General features: G+C 51.2%; 6 protein-coding genes and 1 pseudogene. All 7 read left to right on the plus strand.

Annotation, left to right across the window (positions count from 1 at the left end; all coding sequences use genetic code 11):
• Nucleotides 1-235: 235 nt before the first annotated feature.
• Nucleotides 236-1,300 (plus strand): annotated as a pseudogene (locus LN737_RS07255) (SusC/RagA family TonB-linked outer membrane protein); the annotation flags it as partial.
• 98 nt (nt 1,301-1,398) lie between these two features.
• The gene (locus tag LN737_RS07260; RefSeq protein ID WP_405517515.1) at nt 1,399-3,246 is read left to right on the plus strand and encodes a SusC/RagA family TonB-linked outer membrane protein; all 1,848 of its coding nucleotides are present in this window, start codon (nt 1,399-1,401) and stop codon (nt 3,244-3,246) included.
• Between the two features lie 29 nt (nt 3,247-3,275).
• Nucleotides 3,276-4,844 (plus strand): RagB/SusD family nutrient uptake outer membrane protein, encoded by a 1,569-nt coding sequence (locus tag LN737_RS07265; protein WP_405517517.1) that lies wholly within the window; start codon nt 3,276-3,278, stop codon nt 4,842-4,844.
• Nucleotides 4,845-4,914: 70 nt separating this feature from the next.
• The gene (locus tag LN737_RS07270) at nt 4,915-6,303 is read left to right on the plus strand and encodes a VCBS repeat-containing protein (RefSeq protein ID WP_405517518.1); all 1,389 of its coding nucleotides are present in this window, start codon (nt 4,915-4,917) and stop codon (nt 6,301-6,303) included.
• Nucleotides 6,252-8,240: an FG-GAP-like repeat-containing protein gene (locus LN737_RS07275; RefSeq protein ID WP_405517519.1), complete on the plus strand. Its 1,989-nt coding sequence runs from the start codon at nt 6,252-6,254 to the stop codon at nt 8,238-8,240. The genes LN737_RS07270 and LN737_RS07275 overlap by 52 nt, the downstream gene beginning before the upstream one ends.
• Nucleotides 8,241-8,349: 109 nt before the next feature.
• The gene (locus tag LN737_RS07280) at nt 8,350-11,121 is read left to right on the plus strand and encodes a DUF1553 domain-containing protein (RefSeq protein ID WP_405517521.1); all 2,772 of its coding nucleotides are present in this window, start codon (nt 8,350-8,352) and stop codon (nt 11,119-11,121) included.
• 91 nt (nt 11,122-11,212) lie between these two features.
• Nucleotides 11,213-12,718, plus strand: coding sequence for a DUF1501 domain-containing protein (locus LN737_RS07285; protein WP_405517522.1), 1,506 nt, complete (start codon nt 11,213-11,215; stop codon nt 12,716-12,718).
• Nucleotides 12,719-12,836: the final 118 nt, after the last annotated feature.

Below are 12,836 nucleotides of genomic sequence, written 5' to 3' on the forward strand. Positions count from 1 at the left end.
GCTGCTGATTAATTTTTCGTTAAATAGTCCATCTTTATCAAAATTACCTCCATTGATTTAGGGCCTGTGGTTGATCAATTTTGTGAGAATAGAATTTATTGAATAAGGATTTGACTTTTACGTCTATTTATTTCTTTGCCTTCACTTATTTAATCTTGTTTTTCCTCAATTCCTAAATTTCAAACCTATGCTCAGTTATGTACGTTACCTGCAAACGGCCTGTTTGCTGGTTTTAATGTCCCTCGCTTCATTTGCCCAGACCCCGATTTCTGGCAAGGTGGTCAGCGAACAGAACGAAGGGATTCCGGGTGCCACGATTTCGGTCAAAGGCACAACCCGGGGAACAACAACGGATGCGTCGGGTACGTTTCGCATCAACGCAGCCGGAAACGAAACGCTGGTATTTAGTTATGTGGGCTACATCACCCAGGAAGCCACAGTAGGCAGTCGGACTGACTTTACGGTGAAACTGGCGCCTGATACCCGTAGCTTAGAGGAGATTGTAGTTGTTGGGTACGGAACGGTGAAAAAAAGTGATTTGACGGGGTCTGTCGCCACGATCAAAGCCGATGCGATCAAGGAAATGCCCGTTGTGTCGGTCGATCAGGCCATTCAATCGCGGGCGCCGGGTGTGCAGGTCACGCAAAGTTCGGCGGCTCCCGGGGGCGGTATTTCCATTCGGGTTCGGGGGGCCAATTCCATCAACAGTGGCAGCGAGCCGTTATATGTCATTGATGGTTTTCCAATGTATCCCGATAATGCGGCTATGGGTACGTCGGGTAACCGGCAGTCCAGTAATGCGATGGCGACCATCAACCCCAACGAAATTGAGTCGATTGAAATTCTGAAAGATGCGTCGGCTACGTCGATTTATGGCTCTCGCGGTTCCAATGGCGTAGTACTGATTACGACTAGACGGGGTAAAGAAGGTCAAAGCCGGGTCGATTATGAAGGCTCTTACTCCGTACAGACCATTTCCCGTAAGATCGACGTCCTGAATGGGGCCGATTACGCCCGCTACCTGAATCTACTGGAAAAAAGCCAGGGAGGCAGTCCTCGTTTTACCGACGCCCAGATCAGCCAGATCGGACAAGGCACAAACTGGATGGATGCTGTCACTCAAACGGGTGGGCTGTCTAGCCACCAGCTATCGTTTACGGGGGGTAATAAAGGGATGCGCTACGCTTTTGTTGGTAACTACCTGGATAACAAAGGAATTGTCAAGAATACGTATTTCAAACGCTACGGCTTTCGGTTAAATCTTGATAACGATTTTTTGAATGGCCGCGCTACGTTAAGCAACAGCTGGTCTTATAACCGGACGGGCAACAGCAACGTGGCCACCGACCGGGGTGGTCCGGGGGGATCATCATTACTGCGCTGGGACTGGACCCAACCGTGGCCGTTTATGATCAAAACGGGGCGTATAATTATCCCAGCTACGATCAGCGGTTCAATATTAACCCAGTCGCCGAAGCGGTGGAAGGCTATGACCGGGACAATATCAACCGCTTGTTCGGAACGACGGCCCTGACGGTCAATATTCTGGATGGACTTAAATTCAGAACCAGTCTTGGCGCCGACATCGTGACGGCCAATCGGACGACGTTTTATAACAACTTTACCTATACCGGGCGGCAATACGGTCGTCAGTTAGAACGAGCCAACCGGAACGTAAGTAGTTTGCTGAATGAAAACATTCTGAGTTATAACAAGCAGGTGGCACCGGGCCATAATCTGGACGTAACGCTGGGGTATACGTATCAGCAGGAAAGCAATCTGTTCAATTCCATGGTTACACGTGGTCTGCCTTCCGACGATGCGCTGTCTGTGAACATGCAGAATGGCAGTAAACCGCAGATCCCGTTTTCCGGTCGCCTGGACTGGACATTGCAGTCGATGCTGGGCCGTGTCAACTATAACCTGAACGACCGTTATTTGCTTACTGTAACCTTCCGCCGGGATGGATCATCGAAATTCGGGCCGAATAATAAGTGGGCTACCTTTCCCTCGGGAGCCATTGGCTGGCGGGTTGTGAATGAGAAATTCTTTCAGGGTTCAGGCTTAAGCAAAGTCTTTAACGATCTCAAATTCCGGGCCAGCTACGGTCTGACAGGTAACTCCCAGATTCCGGTTTATCGTTCGCTGGGTGGTTTGGTTCCCTATAATTACGTGTTTGGTAGTGGCTTGGTAGCGGGCTATGGTCCCGACCGCATTGCCAACCCCGATTTGAAATGGGAAAGCACGGCCATGCTGAATTTGGGTTTGGACCTGGCTTTCCTCAACAACCGGCTGTCGATGACTTTCGACGTGTTCAGCAACAAAACGACCGACCTGCTGCTCGATGTTTCGATTCCGCAAAGCACTGGTTTCAGCACCATCATGCTGAACTCCGGATCGCTGTCGAATAAAGGGGTAGAATTCTCGACAAATTATAAGATTGTAAATAGTAAGGATTTCAAATGGGACGTAAGCGGAAACGTATCGATTTTACGAAACGAAATCACGGACCTGGGCAAAAGCACACCCTTCTTCGCCAGCAGCCCCAGCGGTCACCTGGGTATTTTCGGAAGTTGGGTCGAAGCGGGTAACCCGATAGGTACCTGGAAAGGGTATAAATACACGGGTCTGTTCCAAAGTGACGAAGAAGGAAAAAGCTTTGCCGCCAAAGCTGGCTACCCGAAATATGAAGACGTGAACGGCGACGGTAAATACACGGCTGATGATTATGTCATTCTGGGCAACCCGAATCCGAAGTTTACCTGGGGGCTGAATTCAAGTGTCAAGTTCAAAAACTTCGATTTTTCAATTTTCTTCCGGGGTGTTCAGGGCAATCAGGTTCGCAACCTGCAACAGTCTGAAATGGGGGATGGCGTCCAGAAAATCAATCAGATCGGGTCCATCCTGACCGATTCGTGGACACCCACCAATACAGGGGCTTCTCGTCCCATCGTTGATGGTCGCCGGGATTTTATTTCCTTCCGCCGGTCGTCATTCTTTATCCAGGATGGCTCCTTTGTTCGCCTGCAGAATATCGCGCTGGGCTATACACTACCGCTGCAGAACAAGATCATTCGCAACGCACGGATCTATGTCAGCGGTCAGAATCTTTTCCTGATTACCAACTACAAAGGTTTCGATCCGGAAGTGAACAACCAGGGGCAGAATAACCTGAACCGGGGCGACGATTACGATGCGTATCCGCGCGCCAAAATGATGACGGTCGGTGTAAACCTTGGTATATAAATTCAGCACTCTTCAATCACTTAGACACAATGAACCTTACGATATCCCCCCGAATGAAATACCTGCTCACGCTTGCCGTTATGGCAACGGGTATTGGTTGTTCGGATTTAAAAGAAACCCCCGACTTCATTAATCCTGATACGTTTTATAAGTCGGCAACGGAACTGCAATTAGGTGTCAACGGGATCTACGATGATCTCAACTCGGGCTACTCGGGCTACTTTTATGACCGCTACGTATTCGAGTGCTTGACGGGCGACCAGATTGGCTGGGAAAAAGGACCCCTTCAATACAACCTGGGCAACGTCAGCAATGCCGATGAATACATCGAAGCGTATTGGCAAATCAGTTACCGGTCTATCAACCGGGCGAATGCCATCATCGAAACCGCTGATGCGATGAAAGACCCAACCAACGACGCGCTGGTAAAACGGTCAAAAGCCGAAGCCCAGTTTCTGCGGGCATTTTATTACTACGGGCTGCTCAGTTATTTCGATAATCCGCCTTTGACCACCAAATCGACGAAAGGGATTAGTGAACTTCCTACCAACGCGGGCGGTAAACGGGCGGTGATTGATCAGATTTATGCCGATGCCAAAGCTGCAGCTGACGTATTGCCGGCTTCGTATACAGGGGCAGATGCAGGGAGAGCCACTAAATGGGCCGCCAAAGCCATTCTGATGAAAGCCCAGCTTTGGGACGAAAAATGGGCTGATGCCAAAGCTACGGGTGAGGAGATAATCAACAACAGCGGGCTGCAGCTCTTCGACAACTTTGGCTACAATTTCGATCTTGCCCACGAAAACCAGGGGGAGCGGCTCTTCGAAGGACAGGTTTCGGCGGCCGCCAATGCCAGCGAATGGGCGGTGCATTCGGCGCACTTCAACCCAGAAGATTATCCCAGTGAACTGGGTGGTGCAGGCTGGAGCTGGTTAAGTGCGACGCAGGAGTTCCGGGCTTCGTACGATAGCAAAGACAAGCGTATCGACGCTACGTTTATTGAGTCGTATCCTACGGGTCGGCTCGGAAAAATCAATGGGCAATACCCAATCGTAAAATGGAGTCCAACGGCTGATTTCAACCTCTCGCGTTTTGGGGGTATCGTGAAGACAGATGCCAATCCAAACGATCCTTCCCAGATGGTTTTTGGCAAAGCTTGGGCTGGCAAACTGGTGGAGTTAGGCATTAACTACAACAACACCGAAAAGAATACCATCTATCTGCGTCTGGCCGACATCATGCTTGGCCATTCTGAAGCCTGTAACGAAAGCGGGCAGGGTGATAAATTCATGGGTATCAATAAAGTACGGGCTCGCGCTGGTCTGGCTGCGCTGAGTGGCCTGAGCCAGGCAGCTCTGCGTGATGCGATTATCAAAGAGCGAGAACAGGAGTTTGTCTTCGAACAGGTAATGTATCCGGAACTCCGACGTAAAAGCAAGTTCGGTGGAACGCCGGATTACCTGGGCGATCATATCAAACATTACATTACCAAATATGCCGTTGGGCGAACCCTGAAAGCCAGGGATTATGTGCTGCCACTGCCGCTGAAAGAACTGCAGGGCAATACAAACGTGACCCAAAACGATCTGTGGAAGTAAGACCAGATAAACAAAAAAGGGCTTAAACAAGCCCTTTTTTGTTTATCGTTTTTTAGCGACCTTTCCCTGTATGAAGTACGTAGTATTGTTGCTGGTTTTCGGAAGCCTGGTAGCTTGCGAACAAAAACCAAAGACGCTCTTTACCTCCCTCTCGCCCGAAGAATCGGGCGTCCATTTTCAAAACACCGTTACCGAAAACGATACGGTTAATCTGGTTGATTATTACTACGTTTACAACGGCGGGGGTGTTGCGGTGGGTGATCTGAATAACGACAACTTACCCGATCTGTACTTCACCGGCAATCAGGTGGGCGACCGGCTATTCCTGAATATTACCAAACCCGGTTCCGATCATCCGCGGTTCGAAGATATTACCGACAAGGCCGGAATTAAAAAAGGGGGCTGGTCAACGGGCGTAACAATGGCGGATGTGAACAGCGACGGACTGCTGGATATCTACGTCTGCAAATCGGGAAATTATCCTGGAAATCGCCGTAAAAATCAACTCTATATCAACAGAGGAAAAGCGAACGATGCGTCGCTTCGGTTCGAGGAACGTGCTGAACAATATGGGCTGGCCGACACCAGCTACACCAATCAGGCGGCTTTTCTGGACTACGATAAGGATGGTGATCTGGACGTTTATCTGCTGACCAGCACGAATCTGATCCGCAATCCTAACCAGGTGACGCCCGTTATTGCCGATGGTTCTGGTCTGGCGAACGATAAACTCTTTCGGAACGATTCGGGTGCCGGTGGCCCACACTTTACCGACGTAACGAAATCGGCGGGTATTCTGCACGACGGATTTGGGCTGGGTATTACAGTTTCCGATTTCAACCAGGATGGCTGGGAAGATATCTACATAGCGAACGACTTTCTGGCGAACGATTTTCTGTACATCAACAACCAGAATGGATCGTTTAAGGAAGTTAGTAGAACGTTTTTCAAGCACCACAGTCAGTTTTCGATGGGGTGCGATGCCGCTGATATCAATAACGATGGGCTGGTGGATGTCGTTGTGGCCGATATGCTTCCGGCAGACAATGAACAGCGCAAGAAAATGGCGGGTCCGGCTAATTACCAGCAATTTGAGAGTATTCTGCAGCAGGGCTACCATCCCCAGTTTATGCGGAATATGCTTCAGGTAAACGGGGGCAAGGCACCTGATGGTCGGATGGTTTTTTCAGAAATTGGGCAGTTTGCAGGTGTCTCGGCTACCGACTGGAGCTGGTCACCACTCCTGGCGGATCTGGATAATGACGGCTGGCGCGATCTGTTCATCACCAACGGCTACCTGCGCGACATTACCGATCTGGATTTTGTGTCCTTTAACGACCAGTTTGCGCAGGGGGAAGTCGATCACCGGAGCAGATTAATGCGTATTTGCGACAGGGAGCGCCTAAAATGCCCAGTATCGAGAAGACAAACCGCTTTTTTCGCAATCAACATAACCTGACATTCGACGATGTTACGGCTACGTGGTTCGGCTCGGAAACGTCCTTGTCGAATGGGTCTGCCTACGCCGATCTCGACCGGGATGGCGATCTGGATTTGATTGTCAACAACATCAATAAAGACGCCTATATCCTGCAAAACAATACGACAAATCGGCATTACGTCCAGCTAAAGCTACAGGGTCCAGCCCAAAATCCGTTTGGGCTGGGCACCGACCTAACACTTTACAGCAACGGGATGACACAGACGTACCATCAGGCCGTTACGCGTGGGTATCAGTCATCGAGCGATTACGTTATCCATTTCGGACTGGGCTCGGCAAACCGCGTTGATTCGCTACGTATTGTTTGGCCCGATGGGAAATCGCAGACGCAAAAAAATCTCCCAATTGACCGTCTTGTGACCCTGAATTACCAACAGGCACAACGCATTTCGGAACAACCAAAAACAGGACAACCCACGATACTGACCGACGTAACGCGTTCATCCGGCCTTAGCTACACTCATCAGGAAGAATCATATCTGGACTACAATCAGGAGCCGTTATTACCGCACAAGCTTTCGCAGCAGGGACCGAAACTGGCAACGGGCGACGTAAACGGTGATGGCCTGGAGGATCTTTTTATCGGTGGAGCGTTCCGGCACTATGGAAAATTACTGATTCAAACAGCTGCCGGTCGTTTTGTCGAGAAGGCATATACTGATGAATCCCAGCCGAAAGATGAAGAAGACGTCGGGGCTCTTTTGTTCGATGCAGATGGGGATGGTGACAATGATCTGTACATTGTGAGTGGCTCGAATGAATATTACGATGGCTCGGCTTATTATCAGGATCGGCTGTACCTCAATGATGGCAAAGGGAAATTTACCCTCACCGTCGACCGGTTACCGCCCATTCGGCACAGTGGCTCATGCGTCGTAGCCGTCGATTTTGATAAAGACGGCGATCTGGATCTGTTTCGGGGCGGACGGCTTCGGGCCTTACAGTACCCCATGCCGGGCGAGAGTTATCTACTCAAAAACGAACAGGGACGTTTCCTTGACGTAACGGATGAACTAGGACCGGCCCTGCGAACGGTTGGCATGGTGACGGATGCCGTATGGAGTGATGTGGATCGGGATGCCTGGCCGGACCTGATCGTCGTTGGCGAAATGATGCCGATCACGGTACTCAAAAACAATCAGGGTAAACTTTCCCGTTTACCCATGAAATCGCTGGAGGGATCGGAAGGCTTCTGGAATTGCATTCGGGCCGGTGATTTTGACCACGATGGCGATCCTGATTTTGTGCTGGGCAATATGGGGTTGAATAGTCGTTACCGCGTATCGCCCAGTCAGCCCATGCGAATTTATGCGGGCGATTACGACGGGAATGGTCGGCTGGATGCCATCGCTACGTATTATTTGCAGGGGATTGAATATCCCATTGCTTCCCGCGATGAGTTGGGCCGTCAGTTGCCACTGATAAAAAAACAGTTCACCAATTACGCGAACTACGCAAAAGCTCAGCTCACTGATCTCCTGCCGCTCGAAAAACAGCAGGCCAGCACCGTGCTCCGTGCTTGTCAGCAGCAAAGCATGTTGCTGGAAAACACGGGTGGTAACTTCCGGCTGAAACCATTGCCGAGTCTGGCGCAATGGGGCCCCATTCAAAGCCTGCTGGTTGAAGACGTTGACCGAGATGGAAAGCTGGATGTATTGGCAGTTGGTAATGCTTACGAAGCAGAATCAGTGGCTGGCCAGTACGATGCCCTGACCGGGTTGCTGTTGAAAGGCGATGGAAAAGGAGGATTCCGTCCATTACTTTTTCCGCAAAGTGGTTTCCTGGCGGATGGTGATTGCAAAAGTATAGTGGGTCTCAACCACCATATGGATCGTCTGTTTATTGTTTCGGCGAACAAAGGCCCATTAAGACTATTTCAGTCCCGAAAACGATAGCTACCGAAAATCGTAAGATTATCCATGAAAAGCAAAATTTGCTCCATTCCGCCTTGGATTATTGCTACTTAGATTTGTGCTGAGTCAATACATTGACTGTTCTCAGCGCATGAAACCAAACGTAATTGTCTTTAGTGGCGTAATTGTCGGGACGGGGTTGCTCTTATCCTCCTTTCTGGGCTTATTCGGGAAGCGTGTTGACTTCAATACGCAGGTCAAACCACTGTTGAATAAAAACTGCATTGCCTGTCACGGAGGGGTTAAAAAAGCAGGAGGCTTTTCAGTTCTGTTCCGGCATGAAGCCGTAGCCAGAACGAAGTCGGGCAAACCAGCCATCGTGCCGGGTGATGCCGACGCCAGTGAAATGATACGTCGGTTGACGCTGACCGATCATATGGAGCGAATGCCACTAGAGGCAGCTCCCCTAAAACCGGAAGAGATTGACCTGCTTCGGAACTGGATCGATCAGGGCGCCAAGTGGGGCGATCACTGGGCATATACCCGGATCGAAAAACCCGACGTTCCCGCTGTCGGTACGTTCTGGAGTCGGCTAGGGCTAGGCAATAGCCCCGAACAGGATTGGGTCAAAAATGAAATTGATCCTTTTGTGATCCAGAAACTTCGGGAACAAAACCTGCACCCTTCAGCCGAAGCGGATCGTACAACGCTCATCCGCCGGGTCTCACTCGACCTTACGGGTTTGCCACCCACGGAGCGGGAAGTCTCCACTTTTCTCAACGACAAGTCGCCCAATGCTTATGAACACGTAGTGGACCGACTGCTGGCCTCACCGGCCTACGGTGAACGCTGGACAGCCCTTTGGCTCGACCTGGCCCGCTATGCCGACTCTAAAGGGTATGAAAAAGACACCGAACGAAAAATCTGGCGCTACCGCGACTGGGTCATCAATGCCTTTAATCAGGATAAGCCGTATAACCAGTTTACGGTTGAGCAACTGGCGGGCGACCTACTGCCGAATGCGACGGATGATCAGTTGATTGCCACGGGCTTCCATCGCAACACCATGAATAATGATGAAGGGGGTACGCAGGACGAGGAGTTCCGGACGGCCGCCGTCATTGACCGGGTCAACACGACCTGGGATGTATTTCAGGGCACTACGTTTGGCTGTGTGCAATGCCACAGCCACCCCTATGATCCGTTTACGCACGACGAATACTACAAATACCTGGCATTCTTTAATAATACCCGCGATGAAGATGTCACGACGGATACCCCCACGTTACGCTTCTTCAGCGGTGAGGATTCCGTTAAAGTCAGTGCCTTAAAAAACTGGCTGACAACGCACACCAGGCAGCCGCAGCAGGTGCAGGACTGGGTTAATTTTGTCCGGCTAACCGAACCCAAAATAAACTCACACGATTTTGATCAATTTGTGAATGCATCGCTGCTGGATGCCAAATTTTTTGGGGTTCAGCACGGGGGCTCGGCCCGAATCCGGAATATCAACCTGACGGGGACTAACCGGCTGATTATGGCTATAGGGACAAAGGCTGACAAAGCCGTTCTAACACTCCATCAGGACAATCCAACGGGCCCGGCCTTGCTGACAATACCCGTTCCCAAAACCGGTAATCAGTGGAATGACACGGTTATGGTCTATGCACTTCCGAAACTCTCCGGACGTCATCATCTCTACGTAACGCTAGATAATCCAGCTCAGCCCAAAGAGTGGACCCTGATTAAGTGGGTATCGTTTCGCCCTGCCTTACCTGGCACGTCGGCTACTACCTTGAGCGAGATGGATCGTAAGCTTCAGGCTGTTCTGAATGCTGAGCCAGAATCTACCCCTGTTTTGTTTGAAGCGAAGGGTGACCTAGCCCGGAAAACCCACATTTTTGAGCGAGGGAACTGGATGGTAAAAGGAAAACGCGTACAACCGGACGTCCCCAAATCGTTACCATCCTTACCGACCGATACGAATGGCAAGCCTGTACCCCGCAACCGCCTGGGCCTCGCTCAGTGGATGGTCAACCGGGATCATCCCCTAACGGCCCGAGTCGCTGTGAACCGGTTTTGGGAACAGCTGTTTGGCACCGGCTTAGTTGAAACGGTCGAAGATTTAGGTACGCAGGGGATTCAGCCCACCCACCGGGAACTGCTGGATTATCTGGCGGCTGAATTTATGGAAACCGATCAATGGTCGATGAAGCGGCTTTTGAAACGGATGGTTCTGTCGGCCACGTACCGACAGCGTTCGGAGGTTACGGCGGATGTACTAGCCAGCGATCCGTTTAATCGCTGGCTGGCACGAGGGCCACGCGTACGGCTGACGGCTGAACAGGTGCGGGATCAGGCACTGGCCGTGAGTGGTTTGTTAAGCAGTAAGCGATTTGGCCCGAGCGTGAAACCGATGCAACCCGAAGGGATCTGGCAATCGCCCTACACTGGGGAAAGCTGGAAACTGAGTGACGGAGCCGACCGCTACCGCCGGGCCGTATACACGTACTGGAAACGCACAGCGCCGTATCCATCCATGCTCACTTTCGATAGTCCGAGCCGGGAGTTTTGCCAGGTACGACGCATTCGCACCAATACGCCCTTACAAGCCCTGGTTACCTTGAATGACCCCGTGTTTGTCGAGTCGGCGCAAACACTGGCGGCTTCGATGCTGAAACGAGGCAGGACGCCGACGCAACAGATTCAGGCTGGCTTTCACCAGGTAACGCAGCGAAATCCGTCAGCCAATAAACTGGCCGTGCTGGTTAGCCTTTATCAGAAAGCCGAAACGTATTACAAGCAGCATCCAGCTGATGCCCGGAAATTACTGGCCAGAGCAGAGGCTAGTCCGCAATTGGCTGCCCTGACCGTTACGGCCAATACCATGCTCAATCTGGACGAAGTGATTACCAAGCAATAAAGGCAGCAGGCGACCCGCCACAGGGTGTGCAAGATGCATTTTTCTCAACTCATTCCTGATTTAAATCGCGGGTGAAAGCCAGCGTTACTCCATGAACAAACTCCTGCAAGAACTCCAACAGGCTGCTCTGCAACGCGAAACGCGTCGGCACTTTTTGCATACCTGCTCTACTGGACTCGGTGCGATGGCCCTGGGTTCATTCCTGGAAAGCTGTGGTTTTGCGGGTAAAACTGATGATCGAGTAGGGGCGTCTGCTGCCCCGGTCAATGCCGACGGATCGCCGATGGCAGTGCGCCCGGCCCAGTTTTCTGGAAAAGCCAAACGGGTGATTTACATCCACATGGCGGGGTCGCCTTCTCAACTGGAGCTGTTCGATTATAAGCCCGAATTAGTGAAGTACAACGGTAAGGACTGCCCGCAGGAGTTGCTGACAGGAAAGAAATTTGCCTTCATTCGGGGCGTTCCCAAAATGCTGGGTCCACAGGGGAAATTTGGCCAGTACGGTCAATCGGGCGCCTGGGTTTCTGATTTACTGCCCCATTTACAGGGCGTCGTCGATGACATTACGTTTCTAAAAGCCATGCATACCGATCAGTTCAACCATGCGCCGGCCCAGTTGTTGATGCATACGGGTTCGGCCCGGCTGGGCCGCCCTAGCATTGGCTCATGGGTGACTTATGGCCTGGGTTCGGAAAACGATAATTTGCCGGGATACATCGTACTGGCATCGGGCGGCAAGCAGCCTGACGCAGGCAAGTCGGTTTGGGGGAGTGGTTTTCTGCCCTCGGTCTATCAGGGTGTGCAATGCCGCACCGAAGGCGATCCGGTTTTATACGTATCAGATCCGGATGGTATGCCCCGTGACCTTCGCAAACAAACCATCAATGCCATAACTGACATCAATCAGCAGCAGTACGATGACGTTAAAGATCCCGAAATCCTGACCCGGATTGCGCAGTATGAACTGGCTTATCGCATGCAGATGTCGGTGCCCGAAGCCATGGATATCAAAGGCGAGCCGCAGTACATGCTCGATTTATACGGGGTCAATCCAAACCAGGGATCGTTTGCCCGAAACTGTTTACTGGCTCGTCGCCTGGTCGAACGCGGGGTTCGTTTTGTACAGTTGTTCGACTGGGGCTGGGATTCACACGGTACGAGCACCGACTCATCGATTGATTTAGGCCTACCGGAAAAGTGCCGCCAATCGGACCAGGCCGTAGCTGCCCTGCTGACTGACCTAAAACAGCGGGGTTTGCTGGACGATACGTTAGTGGTATGGGGTGGCGAATTCGGGCGTACACCTATGCAGGAAAATCGCGATGGACAAACGCTGCCCTTTAAAGGGCGTGATCATCACCTGGACGCGTTTACCGTCTGGATGGCGGGTGGTGGGGTTAAGAAAGGGTTTTCCTTTGGTGAAACCGACGACATTGGCTACTACGGTGTGAAAGACAAAGTTCATGTCCATGATTTGCAGGCTACTATTCTGCATTTGCTTGGATTTAATCACGAAAAGCTAACGTACCAATTTCAGGGACGTCCGTTCCGATTGACAGACGTAGCTGGAAAAGTAGTCAAACCAATCTTAGCTTAATCGCCTTGCCAAAATCTGCATTGAACGGGTGAAAACCAATATAAAGCCGATTTGGAGTTTTCACTACGTACTAATCAACGAGAACCACAGCATTCGCATAGTTCGGTAGGCATCCGGA

The sequence above is a fragment of the Spirosoma sp. KNUC1025 genome (assembly GCF_045160025.1).
Lineage (GTDB): Bacteria > Bacteroidota > Bacteroidia > Cytophagales > Spirosomataceae > Spirosoma.